Here is a 22,273-nt window from a genome sequence, read left to right as displayed (position 1 = left end):
GTGCTTCGACAAGCGCCGGTCTTTCCAAAAGGGCGAGGAAGGCTTACTTCTTCGCCTTTTTCTTATCCTTCTTCTTATCTTTCTTTTTGCTGTCCTTCTTGCCAGCGTCTTTTTTCTTGTCGTCCTTCTTGGACTTCTTGTCCTTCTTCGACTTGGCCTTCACCTTGTCCTTGGCTTTCGAGAACGCGGCCTCCATCTCGGCACGTTTCTTGGCGGCCTTTTCAGCCTTTGCTTTTGCCTTGGCCTTCTTCTTGGCCTTCGCCTCGGCGGCTTCGGCCGCAGCCTTTTCAGCCGCAGCTTTCTTCGCGGCCTCTTCCGCGCGTTTTTCGGCGGCTGCTGCGGCGACTGTCTTGCGGGCCGCGGGGCGTCGCGCCGCAGCTTTGCGCGGCGTCGCCCGACGTGCCGCTGGCGCGCGCTTGGCGGCAGGCTTGGCGGCGGCGGGTTTCGCAGCGACGGCCTCTTTCGCAGCAGCAATCAGCACAGCGGCCCGTGCCAAACCTATTCTGGGGACCTTGACCAGATCTTCGGGCTTGGCTTTCGCCACGGCCTCGGCTGTCTTGAAACCGTTCGCGGACAAGGCTGTGGCAAGCGCTTCTCCCACGCCCTTAACATCGGCCAATGCGGTCATTATGGGTCCTTTCTCTGTCTCCCTGCACATCCGTATATACACAGGATATACAATCCTTCAAGTCGTGATGCTGTCCCGTTGCGATCTCACCTGCCGTGAGCCAGCTTGGCGCCCTGCCGCTGCTTAGGAAACGGCACCAAACGTTTGGCGTCTTCGTCCCATAGCTTAAGGGTCAGCGCGGCCACAGCTTCGGGGAATTTGATCCGACGCGGGGTGAATTCTGGCGGCAGGTTATAGTGACACGCCCGCAGCCGGTAGGACGGGATGCGCGCGTTGAAATGGTGGATGTCGTGCAAAGTGATGCAGGCAACCGCATTGTCGAACCACCACCCGAAATCCAGAGCAGACGATCCTTGCAAGGCCGCCAGCTGAGGGTCCAGATCAGGCCGACGATCCCAGTATGTGTCCTCGAAATTATGCTGCAGGTAGACAAGAAATACGCCCAGCATCCCCCCGAGCAGAGAGAATACCAGCCAGACCAGAATGCCCGTCGTGCCCGCAATCAACCACAGAAGCCCCAGGAATACGACGATGGAAAGGTTGTGCAGCACAACCCCCTTCACTCCGAACCGAACGGTGTTCTTGGGCCAGCGATAGCGGATGAAATAGGTAAACAACGCCCCAACCGGCACGAGGATGAACGGGTTGCGATAAAGTCTGTAGAACAGGCGCTTTTTCCAATCCGCCTCATTCCATTCCCGCAAGGTCATCGTATGGATCTCGCCGGTTTCGCGGTGCTCCAGATTGCCAATTCCGGCGTGGTGCAGGTTGTGGTTCTGCTTCATCACCTCGAACGGAGCGAAGGTGAAAGGCGACAGGCCGTGCCCGGCCCATTCGTTCTGTTGCCGTGTCTCAAACAGCGAATGATGCCCGCAATCATGTTGCAGCACGTAAAGACGCACTGCCGAAAAGGCAAAAACAATCCCCGCCGGAACCATGATGTACCAGCGATCCACGTATGTGATCGCCAGCGCCAGCGATGCGAAATACACCGCGAAGGTCCCAAAATAGCTCAACACTGCCAGTTTGTTGTCCTGAACCGCGTATTGTCTTGTGTATTCCCTAAGATCCATCCAGCCCGCTCCCCACGATGGCCCGACAAAAATTAACCCAAAAATATGCGCGGAGTGTCCGCGTACAAGCAGCGTACACGAAACAAATGCACGCAACTGAATGCTAGCGCGGGGAAAAGGCGCTGTCACGCCCCGAGACTAAAAACGCTGAAAATTGGCGCAGTTACGCCTTACCCTTGAGATGTTTGGCCAAAGCACCCGCATTTTTCTTGCGTCGCCCCTTGTAGGGGTTCTTGTCGCCCTGCCCCCTCAGGGTCAGGCGGATCGGTGTGCCGGGCATGTCAAAATCTTCGCGCAGACCATTGACCAGATAGCGGGTGTAGCTGGCGGGCATCTTGTCGGGATGCGAGCACATGACCACGAAACCCGGCGGGCGGGTCTTGGCCTGAGTCATGTAGCGCAGCTTGATCCGGCGGCCCTGCGGGGCTGGCGGTGGGTGCTGTTCCAGCATTGCGGTCAGCCAGCGGTTCAGCGCAGCGGTCGGCACGCGCCGGTTCCAGATGTCGTGGGCGCGCAGGATTGCGGCGCGCAGACGCTCGAGCCCCCGGCCCGTTTTAGCAGAGACGGTGATCAAAGGCGCGCCGCGCAGTTGTGGCAGCAGGCGTTCGAAGGACTCTTTCAGCTCGCGCAGTTTTTCCTGCTTGTCGTCTTCGATGTCCCATTTGTTGACAGCGACAACCACGGCACGGCCTTCGCGTTCGGCCAGATCGGCAATGCGCAGGTCCTGTTGTTCGAACGGAATCGCAGCATCCAATAGAACCACGACAACCTCGGCAAATTTCACGGCGCGCAGCCCGTCAGAGACCGAGAGCTTTTCCAGCTTCTCTTGCACCTTGGCCTTTTTGCGCATGCCCGCGGTGTCGAAGATCCGCATCGGGGTGCTGTCCCCATCAGGGTCGGCCCAGTCGATGCGCAGGCTGATGGCATCGCGGGTAATCCCGGCCTCGGGGCCGGTCAGCAGGCGGTCTTCGCCGATGATCTTGTTGATCAGCGTGGATTTACCGGCATTCGGACGTCCAACCACCGCAACCTGCAGCGGCTTGGCGGCGGTGATCAGAGGCGTTTCACCTTCGCCATCCTCATCCAGCTCGATATCGGTTTCGGGGGTATCGTCCTCGGCCTTGTCCTCAGCCTCATCCGCCAGCGGCATAAGTTGGGCATAAAGGTCCGTCATCCCTTCGCCATGCTCACCCGACAGGCGTACGGGTTCGCCGAGGCCCAGGTTATAGGCCTCCAAAACACCGGCATCCGCTGCGGACCCTTCGGCCTTGTTGGCTGCCAGAATCACGTGTTTCGAGCGTTTGCGCAGAATCTCGGCAAACATCTCATCCGTTGGGGTCAGACCGGTCCGCGCGTCGATCATGAACAGGCAGACATCGGCCATGTCCACCGCACGCTCGGTCAGGCGGCGCATCCGGCCCTGCAGGCTGTCATCGGTTGCATCCTCAAGCCCCGCCGTGTCGATCACGGTAAAACGCAGATCGCCCAGCCGCCCTTCGCCCTCGCGCAGGTCGCGCGTCACGCCGGGCTGGTCGTCGACCAAGGCCAGACGTTTGCCCACAAGGCGGTTGAACAGGGTGGATTTGCCCACATTCGGGCGCCCCACGATGGCGAGGGTCAGCGACATGTTCTCAACTTTCAAGACTCAAGAAGCGCCCTTTAGCGCATCTGAACGTCAACGGAAAGCGTGTAGATCGCCCTTGGTCGAAACGACATACAGCGTCTGCCCCGCCACAACTGGTGAGGTGGTGGCCCCGCCCGGAACCTCGACCTGGTAAATCTGCGATCCGTCGACCGGATTGAAGAAGCGCACATAGCCATCGTTTGAGGACACGACAAGACGTCCACCCGCCAGAATCGGGCCGTAGTGGGCCACAATCGGTCCGCGCCGTCCGGGACGGTCTTTGACAAAACCCGGTAGGTCCTGTGCCCAGATGATCGAACCATCAGCAGCGTTCAGGCGCACCAACTGGCTGCGGTCGCTGATCAGGAAGATGCTGTTGCCCGCAGGCCAGACCGTATCCACCGCGCCTTCATCGGCGGTCCAGCGACGTTCGCCCGAACCCGCGTCAAAGGCGACGGTGCGCCCGGAATGGTTGCCGATATAGATCGTGTTGCCCGCAACCATCGGCCCGCCGGTCACGTCGATGATCTGCGCTGCGGCCCGTCCCCGGCGCCCGCCGGCAACCGACGCGTTCCAGCGGCGGATACCGCCCCGCCGGAAGGTGGCGGCAATATCACCGGAACCAAAGGCAAAAACAGCAAGGTCCGAGGCCAGAACCGGGGCCGGAGCGCCCAGAACGTTGCCGACGCTCGGCGTGCCTTCGATCTGCCAGGCAATCCGGCCGTCTTTGGTGTCGATGGTCCAGCCGGTTTCGTCCCCTGCGACCAGATACAGCAGCCCGTTCGCAACCAGGGGCGATCCGCTGCCTGTAGCGTTCAGGCGTTTCTGCCAACGGATCGCTCCGGTTCGTGCATCCATCGCGGTCAGGCGGCCAAAGCCAGAGGAGACGTACAGAACACCGTCGGCATAGGCCATGCCGCCGCCGGTCGCGTCCACATCACCGTCATTTCTGGGGATCAGGTTGGTCTCCCACACAACCTTCCCTTGCGGCGAAACAGCTGTCACGGTCGCAACCGCGTCCAGAGTGTAAATCAACCCTCCGGCCACGACAGGTTCGGCGGTGATGCGCTGTTTGCGTGAGTCGCCCTTGCCGATCGGGGCCGACCAGATCCGCTGCGGTGTTCCGCGCAGGGCTGCGTTGGTGGTGCGGAAAGCCGGGGTTCCGGCACTCTGCGACCAACTGGAGTTGGCCGTTTGCGCTGGCAGGCTGATCGGCTGAGACCCGCGCGTTTCCACAACCTCGGTGTCCGAGGCAGGCCGGATGTCTTCGCGAGCGCCGGGCAGAATGGACTCGGGCTCTTCACAGGCGGCCAGGGCAGTAAGGGCAATTGCCGCAGCCGGCAATCCCATACGGGAAAATAGTCGTGTTACCATGTCAATCCGAACTCGCCTGTCCTTTATTATACCGCCAGCTTAGCCCTGTTGCGCCACCAACGGGTCCGGCTCGCCCCCCAGGGCGACAATCAACTGCGCAGCGCGTTGCTGCAAATCTACGCCCACCTCGGCATCCTGCCGCAATGCCTGCAAACGGGTCAGCGCCGCGTCAACCTCACCCTCGGAAATATCGATCAGGGCCAGTTGCTCTTGGGCCAGCAGTCGCAGCGGTGCGCCCGGCGCGGCCAGAGCCTCGAACTGCAGGCGGCGATCTGCGGCAGGCAACGTATCCGCTTGCAGCAACAGTGCCTTAAAACTTGCAATCGCCCGGTAAATCTCCGGCAAATCGCCCTGAACGGCAATGGCGTTCAGGCTGGCAACGGCGTCCTGTTCGGATCCGGCATCCACTTGCGCGGCGGACAACAGCATGCTCAGAACAGCATCACCGCCCGGCGATTGTGGCTGAACTGCCAGCAATTCGGTCGCCCGCGCAGCAGAATCGTTTTCCTCAAGCGCGGCAAGGATTTCGTCGCCCAGCTTTTGCGCCTGAGCCGTTTCGCGGGACTTGCGAACCTCGTTGAAAGCGGCCCCGCCGACGACCAGTATGACGGCAACAACACCCACCCAGCCCCAGCGGCGCAACAGCAGGTACATGCGGTCACGGCGTACCTCTTCTGTGACCTCATCAATGAAACTGTCGGTGTCGCTCATCCCTGCCCCCGGGCTGTGTCTTCTGCTTTCGTGCGCCATGTCATACCCCGGCACCACGGCCAAGCCAAGGCCCGGATTGTGCACAATACCGTAGCGGCAGTCCGCTCTTGCGCAAAAAAGTGAACCGAACTATTCAGTTTAGCGTAGAAAATATACATGTCCGCCCCCATTTTCAGACATGTATGTCAGGTCCGCCTGACGTGAAATTCTGGGAGAAGTACCTTATGCGGTTGATTTCGTTCATCAACGCCCTTTTGGTCATTGTTGCACTGTATTTTCTTGTGTTCGAGCGTGACGCGCTGTTTGCGTTTGCCGGACGGGGTGACGCCGAGGACTCTTCCACAACCGAGGGCGAAGCAACCCAGGTTGCAGCCGCAGATGAAGCAATTATTCGCGTCGTCGCGGTGCGTTCGCAAGCGCGCGAAATCGACAGCGCCGTGCTGCTGCGTGGACAAACCAAAGCCAACCGGCAGGTTGAGGTTCTGGCCGAAACAACCTCGACCGTTGTCTCGGAACCCAAACGCCGGGGTACGTTTGTAGAGACCGGCGATCTGCTGTGCGAACTTGATCCGGGCACGCGCCCTGCCAGCCTGGCGGAAGCCATGGCCGGAAAACTGGAAGCCGAAAGCCGCATTCCCGAGGCCGAAGCGCGGCTGGAAGAAGCGCACGCGCTTGTAGCCGAGGCGCAGATCAATCTTACTGCCGCCCAGAAACTGTCAGAAACCGGGTTCGGGTCCGAGACCCGGCGCATTTCCAGCGAAGCCGCGATGAGCACTGCCGAAGCCGGCATCAAGTCCGCCGAAGCCGGGCTGGAAGCCACCCGCGCCGGGATCGAAGCTGCCACAGCCGAGGTCGAAGCCGCACGGCGTGAGATCAACCGCTTGACCATCGAAGCCCCGTTTCAGGGCCTGCTGGAAAGCGACACGGCAGAGCTTGGCAGCCTGATGCAGCCCGGTTCGCTATGCGCCACGGTCATCCAGCTTGACCCCATCAAGCTGGTCGGCTTTGTGCCGGAGACCGAGGTCAACCGCGTGCAGGTCGGTGCCGAAGCCTCGGCGCAACTGGTTACCGGGCGGCAGGTTGAAGGGCGCGTGACATTCCTAAGCCGGTCGGCGGATGAAACCACCCGTACCTTCGAGGTTGAGATCACCGTACCGAACCCCGATCTGACCATCCGCGACGGCCAGACCGCAACGATCCGCATTGCAGCCGAAGGGGCCAAGGCACATTTGCTGCCGCAATCGGCGTTGACACTGAACAATGAAGGCCAGTTGGGCGTGCGCACCATTGGCGCGGGCGATGTGGTCGATTTCATGCCGGTCCGCGTATTGCGAGATACCGCCGATGGCGTCTGGATTGGCGGATTGCCGGAAAAAACTGATATAATCGTTGTCGGACAAGAATTCGTGACCCGGGGCGTCACCGTCGCCCCGACCTATCAGGAAGCGTCACAATGACAGGTATTGTTGCTTGGGCCGCTGATCGGGCCCGAATGGTTCTGGCCTTTATCGCCATCTCGCTGGTCATCGGCGGGTTTGCCTATGTCAGCTTGCCAAAAGAAGGCGAGCCGGATATCGAAATCCCGGCGTTGTTTGTGTCGGTCCAGTTTCCGGGCATCTCGGCAGAGGATTCCGAAAACCTGCTTGTCAAACCGATGGAGACCGAGCTTGCGGATCTTGACGGTCTGAAAGAGATGACGGCAACCGCCGCCGAAAGCTATGCCGGTGTGGCGCTCGAATTCGACTTTGGCTGGGACAAGACGGCCATCATGGCCGACGTGCGCGATGCCATGAACAGCGCGCAGGCCGAGTTCCCCGAAGGGGCCGAGCAATATTCGCTGCACGAGATTAACTTTTCCGAATTCCCCATCGTCATCGTCAACCTGACCGGGGCCGTGCCCGAACGCACAATGGCCCGCGTGGCCAAGGACTTGCAGGATGAGCTTGAGGCACTGGATTCGGTGCTGGAGGCCGGTATTGCGGGCAATCGCGACGAATTGCTTGAGGTCGTCATCGACCCCCTGCGGCTTGAAGCCTACAACGTCACAGCAGCCGAACTGATCAATGTCGTGCAAAACAACAACCAGCTGATCGCAGCGGGTGAAGTTGAAACGGCGCAAGGCACATTCTCGGTCAAGATCCCCTCGTCCTTCAAAACCGCGCAGGATGTCTATGGGCTGCCGGTCAAGGTCAACGGTGACCGGGTGATCACGCTGGGTGAACTGGCCGAGATCAATTACACCTTCGAAGACCGCGAAGGCACGGCACGGTTCGATAATGTGCCGACCGTCGCGTTACAGGTGGTCAAGCGGAAAGGGTTCAACCTGATCGACACGGTCGAACAGGTCAAAGCAACCGTTGCCGAGGCGCAAAGCAAATGGCCGCCAGAACTGCAAGCCGCCGTGGATGTCGGCACGTCGAACGACCAAAGCCGCATCGTGGGATCGATGGTCAGCCAGTTGGAAGGCTCGGTCCTGACAGCGATTGCGCTGGTGATGATCGTTGTGCTGGCCTCACTGGGGTCACGCGCCGCGTTGCTGGTGGGTTTCGCCATTCCCACGTCGTTCCTTCTGTGTTTCGCGTTCCTGGCGGTTATGGGCGTCAGTATTTCGAACATTGTGATGTTCGGTCTGATCCTGGCGGTTGGTATGCTGGTGGATGGTGCGATTGTGGTGGTCGAATATGCCGACAAGCGCATCAAGGAAGGCGTCGGCCCGATGCACGCCTATGTCGAGGCGGCGCAGCGGATGTTCTGGCCCATCGTCTCATCCACTGCGACAACGCTGTGTGCTTTCCTTCCAATGCTGTTCTGGCCCGGCGTACCGGGTGAGTTCATGGGGATGCTGCCCGTCACCCTGATCTTCGTTCTGTCCGCCTCGCTGATCGTTGCGCTGATCTACCTGCCGGTCATGGGCGGCGTGTCGGGACGCCTCAGCCGTGTCTTTGACCGCTGCTCGAATTGGCTGCGGGCCCGCACGCCGTGGTGGCTGCGTGCGGTGCTGGTGGCCCCTTCGTTCTACCTTGTGTTCCTGGGCGCAATGCAGGTGTTGAACCCGAACTACCTTGTGCCCGGTGGTGGTTCCTTCATCGGCGCTGTCATGATGATTTTTGGCGCGTTCGCCGGATCGGTCACGCTGGGTGCGGCCAAGATCGAACGCAAGCCGGACACCAAGGTTCATACCGCGAAAGAGCACACGCCATTCGGCTATTTCATCAAGTTCCTCGTCGGCAACCCGATCATGCCGATTGTGTCCATCGCCGCCGTCGGGTTTGCAGTGATGACCGTGATGACGATCTTTGGCGAAAACAACCGCGGCGTTGAGTTCTTCGTCGAAAGCGAGCCCGAGCAGGCCACCGCCTTCGTAAGGGCGCGGGGCAACCTGTCGCTGGCGGAAAAAGACGCCATGGTTCTGGCCGCCGAACAGGTAATCGCGGCCCATCCTGCCGTTATCAACGTCTTTTCCTTCGCCGGTGAAGGCGGGCTTGACCAGAACAACGGCGGTGCACAGGATCCGGCGGATACCGTCGGGCGCGTACAGTTCGAGATCATCCCATGGGAAGACCGCCCGAACATCTCGGAACCCATTCTGGGTGGGTTGTTTGATCGCCACTTTGTCGCCCCTGAATATGACGGCGACTATGTGCTGGACGAGCTGAATACCCAACTGGCCGAACTGCCCGGCTTCGTGGTCGAGATTCTGCCGCTGGAACAAGGGCCGGCCTCGGCCAAGCCCGTGCATCTGCGGATCAAGGGTGATGGTTGGGACAGTCTGACAAGTGCCACTCTGGCGGCGCGTGAGGCGTTCGATACCATGCCCGGCCTGATCAAGATCGAAGACACTCTGCCCCTGCCCGGCATCGACTGGCAGATCGACGTGGATGTCGCCAAGGCGGGTCGTTTCGGGGCCGACGTGGCAACTGTTGGGGCCATGGTGCAACTGGTCACGCGGGGTATCCTGCTGGGTGAGATGCGCCCCGACTCCACAGATGAAGAGATCGAGATCCGCGTCCGCCTGCCCGAGGAAGACCGCGTCCTGTCCACGCTGGACACCTTGAAAGTCCGCACGCCTGACGGGCTGGTGCCGCTGTCCAATTTCGTGTCGCGTCAACCCGTGGCCAAACTGGCCGAGATCAACCGCATCGATCAGGAGCGTTACTATGACGTCAAGGCCGATGTCGAACCCGGTCTGAGCAAAGTGGTGACGGATGGCCCCGATGGCACAGACAAACGTCTGGCCGTTCTGCGCGCGCTTGAGGATGGTGCCGCGCCTTCACCCTCGACCCTGACAACGCCGGACGGCAAGCAGTTCGACCTTGTTCAACTGACCGGCGCAAACAGCGTCGATGAGCTGCGCGGCGTGATCGACGCAGGTGACGCCCGCATCAGCCTGATCAATCCAAACGAACGTATCGCCGTTCTGACCGAGTGGCTGCAAACCGACCCGTTCGATCCCGCAATCAGCTGGGAATGGACCGGCGATCAGGAAGAACAGGCCGAAAGCCAGGCCTTCCTGTCCAGCGCGTTTCTGGCCGCTTTGGGACTGATGTTCGTGATCCTGCTGGCGCAGTTCAACAGCTTCTACAACTCGGTTCTGGTGCTGTTGGCGGTGGTGTTGTCCACGACCGGCGTCCTGATCGGGATGCTGGTGATGGAGCAGCCCTTCTCGATCATCATGACCGGCACAGGGATCGTGGCGCTGGCAGGCATCGTGGTGAACAATAACATCGTTCTGATCGATACCTATCAGGAATACAGCCGCTATATGCCCCGGATCGATGCCATCGTGCGCACGGCCGAGGCCCGGATCCGTCCGGTTCTGCTGACCACGCTGACCACAATGGCCGGTCTGACACCGATGATGTTTGGCCTGTCGCTGGATTTCGTCAATGGCGGCTACACGATCGACAGCCCCACCGCGCTGTGGTGGAAGCAACTGGCGACCGCCGTGGTGTTTGGTCTGGGTATCGCGACCGTGCTGACCCTGATCGTGACGCCATCCTTCCTGGCGCTACGCGTCTGGGTGACAACCTACGCGGTTTGGCTGGGCAAGCTTCTGGCACGGGTGTCCGCAGGCCGTTCCAGCAGGATCGCGCAGGACATGGCAATTGGCCGGACCGCGCGCGCCATGCAATCGACCGAGATTGTGTGGGACGATCAGCCTCTGCCCAATCGGGTCGAACCCGAGGATCGCCCCGACACCCCACCCGGCGCACCGCTGAAAGCCGCAGAATAAAGCAAAAGGGCGAACCGCAATGGTTCGCCCTTTTCAATAGTCCGGTCCGTGGTCCCGATTATTCGGTGAACGTGTATTCACCCAGATCACACAAATCCAGGCCGAAATCTTCGTAGGTACCGCCGTCATCGAAGACGCCGCGAATGTCATAAACGCAGGTGCTCAGGCCGTCGGCGATCAGAACCTCGACCTCGTAACCCGATGCCAGATACCCGTCGACCAACAGATCTTCTTCCCATTCATCGGACGAGCTTGTTGAAACGTTGAATTCAACCAGATCCGAGCTGGTTTCGTTAACCAGCAGGAAGTTAAGATCTTCGGCTTTGGCCGCTGTGCTCGACACTAAAAGCACAGCGGTCAGCGCCGCCGTAAACTTATTCATAGATATATCCTTTGTTGAACTTCGCCGCAGCATTTCGCTGCGTCGATCCTGCATTTCATCGCAGGGGAGAAAGGTCAATTCAAAGCTCAACCGATTTGAGCGAAAGCCTCAGGCGGCCTGACTGTCGGATTGCTGGCGGCTCCACAGTTGCGCATAGCGCCCATCGCGGGCCAGCAATTCGTCATGGGTGCCCTGCTCGATGATCTCACCGGCCTCCAGTACGACGATGCGGTCGGCCTCGGCTATTGTGCTCAGCCGGTGGGCAATGGTGATCACCGTGCGCCCTTCACCCGCGCGGGCCAGTGCATCCTTGATGTCCTGCTCGGTATCCGTATCAAGGGCCGAGGTCGCCTCATCCAGCAACAGGATCGGCGGGTTCTTCAGTAGCGTGCGGGCGATCCCAACGCGCTGCTTTTCTCCGCCGGACAGTTTCAGCCCCCGCTCGCCCACTTTGGTGTCATAGCCTTCGGGCAAGGAGGCAATGAAGTCGTGAATCTGTGCCGCCCGCGCGACCGCTTCGACATCTTCCTGCGTCGCGCCATCCCGGCCATAGGCGATGTTGTAGCGGATGGTGTCGTTAAACAGAACCGTGTCCTGCGGCACAACGCCGATGGAGCCGTGCAAGCTGGTTTGGGTCACGTCCCGCACATCCTGCCCGTCGATTTTCAGAGCCCCTCCGGTGACGTCATAGAAACGGAACAGCAGGCGTCCGATGGTGGATTTCCCGGACCCGGTCGCCCCAACGATTGCCACCGTCTTCCCTGCCGGAACGGTCAGAGACACGCCTTTTAGGATTTCACGATCCGGGTCATAGCCAAAACGGACGTCCTGTAACGTCACCTCACCGCCGTTGACGTTCAGCTTGGGCGCATCGGGCTTGTCTTTGACCTCGGCGGGTTGTTCCAACAAGTCGAACATCTGCCCCATATCGACCAGAGCCTGCCGGATTTCACGATAGACAGTGCCCAAAAAGTTCAGCGGCACGGTAATCTGGATCATGTAGGCGTTCACCATCACGAAATCGCCTACGGTCAGCGACCCGTTCTGCACCCCGACGGCCGCCAGAACCATAACCCCGATCAGACCACAGGTGATCAGAAAGGACTGGCCGAAATTCAGAAAGGCCAGTGAATAGGCCGTCTTCAACGCCGCCCCGGCATAGGCCTTCATCGATACGTCGTAGCGTTCGGTCTCGCGCGTTTCCGCGTTGAAATATTTGACGGTTTCAAAGTTCAGAAGGCTGTCGATGGCGCGTTGGTTGGCTTCGGTGTCCTGATCATTCATCTCGCGCCGCAGCTTTACGCGCCATTCGGTGACGACGAAAGTAAAGCAGATATAAAGCGCGATGGTGACCGCCACGACCACCAGATACCAAATGTCGAACAGCCACATCAGGATGACGGCGATCAAGAGCAGTTCCAGGATCAGGGGCCCGATCGAGAACAGCAGGAACCGCAGAAGAAAATCGACGCCTTTGACCCCACGCTCGATGATGCGGCTCAGGCCGCCGGTGCGGCGGGTGACGTGGTAGCGCATCGATAACTGGTGGATATGCCCGAAGGTCTCAAGCGCAAGGGCACGCAGGGCGCGTTGACCCACCGGGGCAAAGGACGCATCGCGCAATTGCTGAAACCCAACTGTCATCATGCGCGCAACGCCATAAGCGACGGTCAACCCGACCGCGCCCAGCGCAACGGGCGGAACCCCTTCCCCCGCCAACGCATCAACGGCCCCTTTATACAGGATCGGTGTATAGACCGCGATCAGCTTGGCCAGCACCAGCATCGACATCGCAATGACGACCCGGCGCTTCACCCAGGGCTCATCATCCGGCCACAGGTAAGGCGTGACCTTGCGGATCGTGCGCCAGCCCGACTTTCGCTCGTCGATTTCGGCCAATTCCTCAGATGTCATTGGGACCGTCCGTCTCATCACGTACCTTGTCTGCGGTCAGAGATATACTCTGGCCCCAAAAGGGCCAGAGGTTTCTTTATTCAGGGATCGTGAAGACCTGCCCCGGATAGATCAGGTCCGGGTCCCGGATCAGGTCGCGGTTGGCATCAAACAACCGGACATACAGAATGCCATCACCAAAACGCTCGCGCGAAATGGCCCATAGCGTGTCGCCCTTTTGCACAGTGACCGAGCGGATCGGGGCCGCCTGTTCCGCAACCTCTTCCGAAGCCGTCGCCTCGGCTGCTTGCAGAACTTCCACCGGCTCGCGTTTGAAGGGCGTTTCCACCCGGCTGATGACGGTGCCATCGGTGGCAACCTCATCCACCCGCAAGGTGTAGACGCCCGGATCGATACCCTCCAACTCACCCCGCCAATTGCCATCATCGGCAGGTGTCAGGTCCGCAACCAGACGGTTGTTCAGGTAAAGGCGAACGGCAGAGCCTTCGCTGACGCGGCCTGTCAGTTCGACCTCACCGGTGTCGGAATAGCCAATCGTATCCAACTCGACCTGTTGCGGTTCGCTGGCAGATGCGGATGGTGACTGAACCAACTCAACCCCCTCTTCGCCCGAGCGTAGAACGGCAATCTGTTGATCGTCGGCTTCATCCTCGACCGGGGCGGCTTCGGCAACCTGCGTGTCTTCAGCAGGCTGTTCCGGTTGCGCCGGGGCATCGCTGCTGTCCGCTTCGGTTGGTGCCGCTGGCGCTTCCTCCGGCTCTGGCACCGGATCGGCGCTGGCCACCTGTTCGCCTTCAACCGGTTTCGGCAGCGCCGCAATCAGGTAGTCATCCGACTGCGCAGTTTGCTGGCCGTCCGAGGTTTGCAGCACCAGCCCTTGCGCATCATCGCTGAACGGGATCGACACGAACTCGGCAAACTGCCCGCTGCTGTCCACGGTGAAGCTGTGAAGCGGTTCTCCGTCCAGCAGCACCTGAATCTCGCTGCCGGGCGCGGCCTCGCCGGACAGAAGCGCATTGCCGTCTTTTTCAACGAAAATCTGATCTAGGACAGGAGCGGCGATTGCGGGGGCCTCGGCCACCTCTTCGGTGGTTTCCGCCTCGGGCTCTGCTTGGGTTGGCTCGTCGGTCGCGGTATCGGCAACCTCGGGCGCGGGCTGTTCGGCGGGCTCTTCCGTGGCGGCTTCGGCCTCATCCGACGCAATCTCGGCGGTATCCTGCGCGGGGGCTTCGGCTGCTTGCTCAGGCTCTGCTTCTTCAGTCTGTTGCTCGGTCTCGTCCGCCGGCACCGCAGCCGTTTGTTCCTGAGGGACGTCTTCCGGTGCCGGGGCCGAGGTGAAGACCCCGGACAGATACAGCCCGCCGGCCCCCAGAATTGCGATGATACCGGCAACCACCCCCCACACGAAGTTCCCCGAGCTTCCGTTTCCCGACTTGGCGTCCATTCTTTTCCTTTCGCTCCGCAGCGCGAAGGCATTCATTCCTAATGCGTTCCGGCGGACAGTTGAGCCAATTTATCAATCCCGCTATCACGGGTCAAAACCCCTGACACAACCCCGGAGCCCCCATTCGATGTCCCAGAAATCTGTCTGTGTGTATTGCGGGTCACGCAATGGCGCAAAACCGGCCTATTCCGATACGGCCCGAACGTTTGGCACCTTGCTGGCAAAGGAAGGCTGGCGGCTTGTTTACGGTGCCGGAGATGTTGGCCTGATGGGCGAAGTCGCCCGCGCCGCACAGGACGCAGGCGGCGAGACCTTTGGCGTCATCCCGGTACATCTGGTGCAGCGCGAGGTTGGCAAAACCGACCTGACCCATTTCGTGATCACCGAAACGATGCACGAGCGCAAGAAAGTCATGATCATGAATGCCGACGCAGTCGTTGTTCTGCCCGGTGGCCCCGGGTCATTGGATGAGCTGTTCGAGGCGCTGACATGGCGGCAGTTGGGTCTGCATGACAAGCCCATCGTGGTGGTGAATGTCGATGGCTATTGGGATGCCCTGCATACGCTGCTGGATCAGGTCATGGGTCAGGGCTTTGCCGACGCATCGCTGGCCGATTTCATCACATGGGCCGACAGCGCCGGGGCCGCCATGGACGCTTTGCGCGACAAACTGGCTTAGTGTGGGCGGCTGTTGCCGCCCTTGGCGCCCTTACGCCAGCCGCGGCGCGGGCTTCAGGCGTTGCCGCAAAACCCGCTCGACCTTGTGCAGCGGATGGTTGGTCAGCGTCTTATCGACCTCGGCCACGACCTTGGCCAGCACGTCGCTGTGCAAACGCCGCCGCAACAGCCCCAGCACATGGGGGCTGGCGACCAGAACCAGACGTTTATACGCGCCCTTCAACCCCTTGCGGTTCAGCAGGTTTGCCAGATCCTGCACGAAAAGGGACTTGGCATGGGTTTTCCAGGACACCTCCTCCATCGCCGATTTCTGATTGGGACCACCGTCATTTCGACGCCCTGCACGATCTGAAGGCTTTGCAGGCAGCGTATCTGGTTCTTCGACCGAAACAACAACCAGATTGGGGTCTTCGGCATCGGTGATGTTCTCCATGAACAGCGCCTTTTCCCCGTCTGCAATAATAACCCAGGTTCCTTGTGCAAGTGCGACCATCGTGTTCTCCCGTAGCGATGTCAGGTGGCATCCCTCATCCGTCAGTCATAGCGTCTGCCCACAGCCTCGTAGGTGTGGCGGTTGCCGTCCGTTTTGTTGTTGGCGGGCTTCTCCTTCCGCTCACCTTAGGTAAGCATTGGCAGGTGGGGTACAATCCCGTCTCAGGATGAAACTTTGTTCATCGGCGGGATTTTTCTGATCAGGCCGACAGCTCGATCACGGTGATCTCGGGCGTTACGCCAAAGCGCACCGGCAACATGGAACAGCCAATGCCACCCGACACAACCAGATCGCGCCCATCTTCGTGCACATGGCCATACGCATAGCGATTGCCAAACCGCGATGGCACGACCGGAGACCACCCGAACAGCCGCACCTGCCCTCCATGAGTGTGACCGCACAACGTCAATGCAACACGGCTTGGCACCTTGGGAAAAATGTCGGGCTCATGTGCCAACAGAATTGCCGGGGCGTCCGGCGGGATCTGCTCTAGCGTTCCGGGCAGATCATCCACCCCGGTATAAACACCTCGGCTATGGCGAATGGCGATCTGATCCCCAAGGCCCGCCAACCAGACACCGTTTGGCAAGGCTACCGCCTTGTTTTCCAACACCGGAATACCGTTGCGCTCTAGCTCGACAGCGGTTTCGACCGGCCCGCGCCCCCGGTCTTGCGCGGCTTTGTCCTGCCACCAATCGTGGTTGCCCAATATCGCGTAAACACCTAGCGGAGCCGACAATGCCCCCAAAACCGTGGCCGTCTCACGCACCGGAACATCCTTGGTCACATAGCTATGCCCGGCCGTCAGATCGCCCAAAACCACGATCAGATCGGCACCCAGCGCATTTGTGCGCGCCACGATCTTCTCTAGCCGAGACAGCGGCGTCGTCGGCTCTGCCATATGAAGGTCGGTCAGGACCGCGACCTTGACTGGGCGATCCTGCGGCCAATCCGAGCGCTTCACCCGCCACCGACGCACACGCAAGCGCAGCGCCGGTTCGATGAAAAACCCGTAAAACGCAGCAAAAAGGCCTGCCAGCGTCACCGCCAGCAGGCCCTTTATGAACCCTCGTCGGGTCAAGGTTTACATCCGCGATGCAACGTTTTCCCAGTTTACCAGATTGTCGAGGAAGTTCGACAGGTAAGCCGGGCGCTTGTTGCGGAAATCGATGTAGTAGCTGTGCTCCCACACATCACATCCCAGCAGCGCGGTCTGACCAAAGCACAGCGGATTCACGCCGTTTTCAGTCTTGGTCACGGCCAGCGAGCCGTCCGCGTTCTTGACCAGCCACGCCCAGCCCGAGCCGAACTGGCCGGCACCTGCGGCGCTGAATTGCGACTTGAACTGGTCAACCGAGCCGAAGCTTTCGGTCAGAGCCTTCTCCAGCTCACCGGGCATGGCATTGCCGCCGGGGCCCATCATCTCCCAGAACTGGTTGTGGTTCCACAGCTGGCTGATGTTGTTGAAGATACCGTTCTGCGCCACGGCGTTTGCGTCGTAGGTGCCAACGATGATCTCTTCCAGCGACTTGCCGTCCCACTCGGTCCCGGCGATCAGCTTGTTGCCGTTGTCGACATAGGCCTTGTGGTGCAGGTCGTGGTGATATTCCAGTGTTTCCGCGGACATACCCTTGGCTGCCAGCGCGTCATGTGCATAAGGAAGATCAGGAAGTTCAAAAGCCATGTCGGCCCCCTGTTAAAATGTAAGTTGCGGTTCCCAAGGTTAAATGCTTTGGCAGCAGCCGCAGGTCAAGAGCCGAGACAAGAAAACCCGGAGGTCCGCGATGCTGACACAGGCGCGCAAGATGTTCTACCGCGCCCGCGGATACTATGCGGGCACCCTGAACGGAGAGCCGTTCCGCCTGGACCCCTACCACTCGAAGTTCTGGCGCAAAGCCTCGGCGGGCAATTGGGAACCCGAAACCTTTGCGGTTCTGGACCAATACCTGTCGCCCGACCGCGATTATCTGGATATCGGCGCCTGGATCGGTCCCACCGTTCTCTACGCCGCGCGCCGCGCCCGCCAAGTCTGGTGTTTCGAACCCGATCCCGTGGCCTACCGCCATCTGGTCTGGAATCTGCACCTGAACGACATCCGAAACGTGTCGGCCTTCAGCATCGCCCTGTCGGATGGGTTCGGGGTGACGCGCATGGCATCCGCCCATGGCGAGGCGGGCGATTCAACCTCATCGCTGCTGCATGACGGCAGCCACGGTACGGATGCAATGACGATCGGCTGGGATCAGTTCGCAACCGCGGTCGATCTGTCTGAGGTTGCTTTGGTAAAAATGGATATCGAAGGCGCCGAATACCCGGTCCTGCCCTCATTGACCCCGTGGTTGCAGGCCACGAACCCCGCCCTGCTGCTTTCGACCCACGCGCCCTATCTCGACGCAGAAAACCGGGCGCCCGCGATGAAACAACTGGCTGACGCACTGGCCTTCTACGGCCGGTGCCAGGACCCGCTCACCGGCGAAACCGGCGCATCGATCCTCACCGGAAACCGCGCCCTGACCCAGTTCCCCACTTTCCTGTTCAGCACGAACCCCTGACCCCGTGGGCCACCGATCCGCCCTTCATCTGGCCAAAAATATCCTGGGGGTGAGGCCGAAGGCCGAGGGGGCAAAGCCCCCTCACCCAGCTCTCAACACCGGCACCGGGCTCAGTAAACGCCAACCTCACTTCCCGGCTGCGCTGCAACCTTCAGCAGGTTGAACGCATAGTCGGCAGCCGAGCGGAAACAAACCACCCGGAACGTCTCGGCGTCGTCCATCCAGAACGCGCCTGCCACCTGCGCCAGACGCGAGCGGCGGATTTGGCCGGGCTGGAATGCCTCGGGTGACAGATCGACCGGGGACAGTTTGCCCAGAACCTCGCGCGCGGACGCGCCCGAGATGCGAAACACCGCCCGCGCGTCCGAGACGTTGACCGCAAGGGCATGTGTGCCGCCAAGCGCGTTGGTCATCGCCGCCAGCTTGGCCTCGACCTCGGCATAGGGCACCAGCACCAGCAACTCGTCGGTGGACATCCAGCAGACGCCGGTGTCGCCATCGACAAGAGCCTCACGCTGGCCGGGCATTTTCTGCCCGGTGGCATCCTTGACGGCCTTGGCCAGCACCTTGTCGGACAGGTCGCCGCGCAGGGTGATCATGCCCTGCAGGCCGGTTTCCTCGACCCTGGCGATGCCGTCATAGCTGGCGTGGTTCAGTGCGCTGATGGGTTCAAACATTCTGCTTCTCCCCGTCCTTGTCGAAGAAGATCGGGTCCACGATCTTGGCTTTGTAGATTTTGTCATCCGTGCCCGGGAACTCGACAATCTCGCCCATCCGGTCGGGGCCGTGCTTGATCAGGCCCATGGCGATGCCTTTGCCCAGATTGGCCGAGTAATAAGTCGAGGTCACGCGCCCGATCATGTTGCGCTGACCATTTGCGTTGACGCCCTCGCCGACTGCGTAAGCGCCGTCCGGCAGAACGGAACCATCCACAGTCTCCAAGCCGACCAGTTTCCAGCGCTCGGGATCGGCCATATGGGTCCGCGAATGGGCGCGTTTGCCAAGGTAATCCTCTTTCTTCTTGGACAGTGCCCAGTGCAGCCCCAGATCCTGCGGGATCACGGTGCCGTCGGTCTCGTCCCCGATCATGATAAAGCCCTTTTCGGCCCGCAGGATGTGCAGACATTCGGTGCCGTACGGCATCACACCGAATTCTTTGCCAGCCTCCATCAGCGCGTCCCAAAACGCCTGTCCCTGCGACGCAGGCACGGCGATCTCATAGGACAGCTCACCCGAGAACGAGATGCGGTAAGCGCGGCAATCGAAGTCACCGATTTTTCCGTCGCGCCATTCCATGAAGGGCAGCGCCTCTTTGGACACATCCATCCCGCCCAGCTTCTCAAGCACCTTGCGGGCGTTGGGGCCAACCACGGCGACCTGAGCGTATTGCTCGGTCACATTGGCGACATAGACTTTCCAGTCCCACCATTCGGTCTGCAACCACTCTTCCATATGGCCATGGATGCGCTCGGCCCCGCCGGTGGTGGTGTGGCACAGCCATGTATCCTCATCGATGCGGGCGACAACGCCGTCATCGATCAGGAACCCGTTTTCCGAACACATCAGGCCATAGCGACATTTGCCGATCTTCAGCGTGGACATCATGTTGGTATACATCATGTCCAGGAACTTGCCCGCATCCGGGCCTTTGACGATCAGCTTACCAAGCGTCGAGGCATCCAGCAGGCCGAGGTTGTCGCGGGTGTTCTTCACCTCGCGGTTCACCGCGTCATGCACGGATTCGCCGGGACGCACATAGGCGTAGGTCCGGCGCCACTGGCCGACCGGCTCCCAATCGGCGCCGTTCTTGTCGTGCCAGTTGTGCATCGGCGTCTGTCGGATCGGCTGGAACACCTCTCCGCGCGCTTCACCGCCAATCGACGCCAGAGAGATCGGCGTGTAGGGCGGGCGGAACGTGGTGGTGCCGACCTTCGGAATCTCTGATTCCAGCGCATCAGCGAGGATCGCCAAGCCGTTGATGTTGCTCAGCTTACCCTGATCGGTCGCCATGCCCAGCGTGGTGTAACGCTTGGTATGTTCAACACTTTCGTAGCCTTCACGCGCGGCCAGCTGAACGTCCGAGACTTTGACGTCGTTCTGGAAATCCAGCCACGACTTGGCGCGCAGCTGGATCTCGGCATTGGCGGGCATCAGCCACACGGGTTCCATAGGTGCTTCGTCATCTTCACTGACTTCGAGAACCGACACTTTTGGTTTTTTCAGACCAAGCGCTTTGACCACCTTCAGCCCCGCTTCAGTGGCGGTCCGAAGCGTTTCAAAAAGCGAAAGGCCTTCGAAGTCAGTATCTGTTTGCGAGCCAGCGGCTACGCCTGCCGGGACGACAAAACCATTGCCATCTGCTCCCAATGGTGGGCGCTCTAAATCAGGTTGGAACATCGCGTATTTTTCGTTCCACACCAACTTACCGCCGCAATGCGACCACATATGCACAACCGGAGACCAACCGCCCGACATGGCAACCGCGTCGCATTCGACCTCTTCCCGCGCGCCGCCGACGCCCTCTTGATTACAGATGGCAACTTTCTTGACGCGCTTGCCGCCCTTGACCTTGGCGATGGCCTTGCCTGGATCGACACGGATGCCAAGCTGGCGCGCCTCTTCCGCAAGCGGCCCGGCGGTGGCGCGGGCATCGACCACGCGGATCACATCCACTCCGGCCTGTTTGAGAGTAATAGCCGTGCGATAGGCGTCATCGTTGTTGGTGGCGACGATCACCTTCTCGCCCGGGGTTACACCCCAGTTCACGACATAGTCACGCATGGCCGAGGCCAGCATCACGCCCGGCACATCGTTACCCGCAAAGGACAGCGGACGCTCGATGGCTCCGGTCGCCGTCACAACCTGTTTGGCGCGGATACGCCACAGACGATGGCGCGGGCCTTGCGCGCCCGGGTTGTGGTCGGTCAGACGCTCGTATCCCAGCACGTAACCGTGGTCATAGACCCCCGCGCCCATGCAGCGGGACCGCATCGTGACATTGTCCATTGTTTCGAGTTCGGAAACCAATTGTTCCACGAACTTATCCACAGGCTCACCATCTACCAACCCGCCGTCAACCGGAGCGCGACCGCCCCAATGCGCGGTCTGTTCGATCAGCATGACCTTGGCACCAGACGCCGCTGCCGTCTTGGCTGCCTGCAGACCAGCCACTCCGCCGCCGATCACCAGGACGTCGGTGAAGGCATAGAAGTGCTCATAAGTGTCCGCATCGCGGCTGTCCTTGTCGGGGGCCTTGCCCAGACCGGCGGACTGGCGGATGAAGGGTTCATACACATGCTTCCAGAACGGTTTCGGATGGATGAACATCTTGTAGTAGAACCCGGCGGGCAGGAACCGCGACAGGTGGGTGTTGATCGCGCCCACGTCGAATTCCAGATTCGGCCAATGGTTCTGCGACGCTGCGGTCAGTCCGTTGAACAGCTCGGTCGTGGTGGCGCGCTGGTTCGGCTCGAACCGATTACCCTGCCCCAGTCCGACCAGAGCGTTCGGCTCTTCCGCGCCGCTGGCGACCACGCCGCGCGGGCGGTGGTATTTGAACGACCGGCCCATCATCATCTGATCATTGGCCAGCAGGGCCGAGGCAAGCGTGTCGCCCTCGTACCCCTGCATCGAGGTGCCGTTGAAGGTGAAGGTAACCTTTTTCGACCGATCAATCAGACGGCCTTGTTTTGCGAGACGGGTGCTCATTGTGCGGACCTTTCGCAGGTGGAGGCGTCAGGGCCTCCGGCGGGAGTATTTTGGAAAAGATGAAGCATCAGGAGAACTCTCTCCACGTCCAGCCGGGCCGTTTGGCGGCGATGGCGTCCTTGATCTCTTGCGGCGGCTCAGAGGTCTGGGCGGTGTAGGTGCCGAACACCTCGAGCGTTTGGGTGCAGCGCGCGGCGTGGAACCACTTGCCGCAGCCATTGGCGTGGCGCCAGCGTTCAAGGTGAACGCCCTTTGGGTTTTCGCGCATGAACAGGTAGTCGTGGAACTCGTCATCCGACGAGCCCGGGCCATAGCGCTTCAGATGCGCCTCGCCACCGGCGGCCAGTTCGGTTTCTTCGGCGTCAACGCCGCAATAGGGGCAATTCAGGATCAGCATGTGGTCATCCTTTTGGCGGTCAGTCGGCGCGCGGGCCGATCAGAATTCTGTTCTTTGGCACC

General features: G+C 60.5%; 18 protein-coding genes. 4 read left to right on the top strand and 14 right to left on the bottom strand.

What is annotated here, in order from left to right:
* Positions 1-43: 43 nt before the first annotated feature.
* The 5 genes from ACR0AC_RS05745 to ACR0AC_RS05725 all read right to left on the bottom strand — a co-directional run bounded on the left by ACR0AC_RS05745 (position 44) and on the right by ACR0AC_RS05725 (position 5,410).
* On the bottom strand, positions 44-628 hold the full coding sequence (locus ACR0AC_RS05745; protein WP_480872348.1) for a helix-hairpin-helix domain-containing protein: 585 nt from the start codon (positions 626-628) through the stop codon (positions 44-46).
* An 86-nt stretch (positions 629-714) separates the two neighbouring features.
* The gene (locus ACR0AC_RS05740; protein WP_480872346.1) at positions 715-1,701 is read right to left on the bottom strand and encodes a fatty acid desaturase; all 987 of its coding nucleotides are present in this window, start codon (positions 1,699-1,701) and stop codon (positions 715-717) included.
* A 163-nt stretch (positions 1,702-1,864) separates the two neighbouring features.
* Complete coding sequence (gene der / locus ACR0AC_RS05735; RefSeq protein ID WP_170628547.1) at positions 1,865-3,328, bottom strand: ribosome biogenesis GTPase Der; 1,464 nt, start codon at positions 3,326-3,328, stop codon at positions 1,865-1,867.
* Between the two features lie 48 nt (positions 3,329-3,376).
* Positions 3,377-4,699, bottom strand: coding sequence for a PQQ-binding-like beta-propeller repeat protein (locus tag ACR0AC_RS05730; RefSeq protein WP_480872343.1), 1,323 nt, complete (start codon positions 4,697-4,699; stop codon positions 3,377-3,379).
* A gap of 39 nt (positions 4,700-4,738) precedes the next feature.
* The gene (locus tag ACR0AC_RS05725) at positions 4,739-5,410 is read right to left on the bottom strand and encodes a hypothetical protein (RefSeq protein WP_480872341.1); all 672 of its coding nucleotides are present in this window, start codon (positions 5,408-5,410) and stop codon (positions 4,739-4,741) included.
* A gap of 224 nt (positions 5,411-5,634) precedes the next feature.
* Here ACR0AC_RS05725 and ACR0AC_RS05720 point away from each other — a divergent pair, with 224 nt between their 5' ends.
* Together ACR0AC_RS05720 and ACR0AC_RS05715 are read left to right on the top strand one after the other, a co-directional pair.
* A complete protein-coding gene (locus tag ACR0AC_RS05720) occupies positions 5,635-6,867 on the top strand; it encodes an efflux RND transporter periplasmic adaptor subunit (protein ID WP_170449777.1) in 1,233 nt (410 codons plus the stop codon).
* Entirely contained in the window at positions 6,864-10,643 is a 3,780-nt protein-coding gene (locus tag ACR0AC_RS05715; protein ID WP_480872339.1) for an efflux RND transporter permease subunit, read from the top strand. Before ACR0AC_RS05720 ends, ACR0AC_RS05715 begins: the two co-directional genes overlap by 4 nt.
* 58 nt (positions 10,644-10,701) lie before the next feature.
* Here ACR0AC_RS05715 and ACR0AC_RS05710 read toward each other — a convergent pair whose 3' ends face one another.
* The 3 genes from ACR0AC_RS05710 to ACR0AC_RS05700 all read right to left on the bottom strand — a co-directional run bounded on the left by ACR0AC_RS05710 (position 10,702) and on the right by ACR0AC_RS05700 (position 14,383).
* Positions 10,702-11,025, bottom strand: a complete 324-nt coding sequence (locus ACR0AC_RS05710) for a hypothetical protein (protein WP_480781083.1) — start codon at positions 11,023-11,025, stop codon at positions 10,702-10,704.
* 108 nt (positions 11,026-11,133) lie between these two features.
* Positions 11,134-12,939, bottom strand: a complete 1,806-nt coding sequence (locus ACR0AC_RS05705; protein ID WP_480872337.1) for an ABCB family ABC transporter ATP-binding protein/permease — start codon at positions 12,937-12,939, stop codon at positions 11,134-11,136.
* 76 nt (positions 12,940-13,015) lie between these two features.
* Positions 13,016-14,383, bottom strand: a complete 1,368-nt coding sequence (locus tag ACR0AC_RS05700) for a LysM peptidoglycan-binding domain-containing protein (protein WP_480626181.1) — start codon at positions 14,381-14,383, stop codon at positions 13,016-13,018.
* A 127-nt stretch (positions 14,384-14,510) separates the two neighbouring features.
* On the opposite strand from ACR0AC_RS05700, the gene ACR0AC_RS05695 reads away from it, so the two are divergent.
* On the top strand, positions 14,511-15,062 hold the full coding sequence (locus ACR0AC_RS05695; RefSeq protein ID WP_480626182.1) for an LOG family protein: 552 nt from the start codon (positions 14,511-14,513) through the stop codon (positions 15,060-15,062).
* A gap of 30 nt (positions 15,063-15,092) precedes the next feature.
* On the opposite strand, the gene ACR0AC_RS05690 is transcribed toward ACR0AC_RS05695, so the two are convergent.
* The 3 genes from ACR0AC_RS05690 to ACR0AC_RS05680 all read right to left on the bottom strand — a co-directional run bounded on the left by ACR0AC_RS05690 (position 15,093) and on the right by ACR0AC_RS05680 (position 17,238).
* Entirely contained in the window at positions 15,093-15,554 is a 462-nt protein-coding gene (locus ACR0AC_RS05690) for a host attachment family protein (RefSeq protein ID WP_480626183.1), read from the bottom strand.
* Between the two features lie 199 nt (positions 15,555-15,753).
* Positions 15,754-16,635, bottom strand: a complete 882-nt coding sequence (locus ACR0AC_RS05685) for a metallophosphoesterase (RefSeq protein WP_480626184.1) — start codon at positions 16,633-16,635, stop codon at positions 15,754-15,756.
* Positions 16,636-16,638: 3 nt separating this feature from the next.
* Positions 16,639-17,238, bottom strand: a complete 600-nt coding sequence (locus tag ACR0AC_RS05680) for a superoxide dismutase (protein ID WP_170449761.1) — start codon at positions 17,236-17,238, stop codon at positions 16,639-16,641.
* A 100-nt stretch (positions 17,239-17,338) separates the two neighbouring features.
* Here ACR0AC_RS05680 and ACR0AC_RS05675 point away from each other — a divergent pair, with 100 nt between their 5' ends.
* On the top strand, positions 17,339-18,106 hold the full coding sequence (locus ACR0AC_RS05675; RefSeq protein ID WP_480872334.1) for an FkbM family methyltransferase: 768 nt from the start codon (positions 17,339-17,341) through the stop codon (positions 18,104-18,106).
* 110 nt (positions 18,107-18,216) lie between these two features.
* Here ACR0AC_RS05675 and ACR0AC_RS05670 read toward each other — a convergent pair whose 3' ends face one another.
* The 3 genes from ACR0AC_RS05670 to ACR0AC_RS05660 all read right to left on the bottom strand — a co-directional run bounded on the left by ACR0AC_RS05670 (position 18,217) and on the right by ACR0AC_RS05660 (position 22,211).
* A complete protein-coding gene (locus tag ACR0AC_RS05670) occupies positions 18,217-18,783 on the bottom strand; it encodes a sarcosine oxidase subunit gamma (RefSeq protein WP_480872332.1) in 567 nt (188 codons plus the stop codon).
* Complete coding sequence (locus ACR0AC_RS05665) at positions 18,776-21,814, bottom strand: sarcosine oxidase subunit alpha family protein (protein ID WP_480872330.1); 3,039 nt, start codon at positions 21,812-21,814, stop codon at positions 18,776-18,778. Before ACR0AC_RS05665 ends, ACR0AC_RS05670 begins: the two co-directional genes overlap by 8 nt.
* Before the next feature lie 67 nt (positions 21,815-21,881).
* Entirely contained in the window at positions 21,882-22,211 is a 330-nt protein-coding gene (locus tag ACR0AC_RS05660; protein WP_170449744.1) for a sarcosine oxidase subunit delta, read from the bottom strand.
* Positions 22,212-22,273 lie beyond the last annotated feature (62 nt).

The organism is Ruegeria sp. H7, assembly GCF_056532945.1.
Note: the sequence above shows the minus strand (reverse complement) of the source record. Positions and strands in the feature narration are given on the sequence as shown.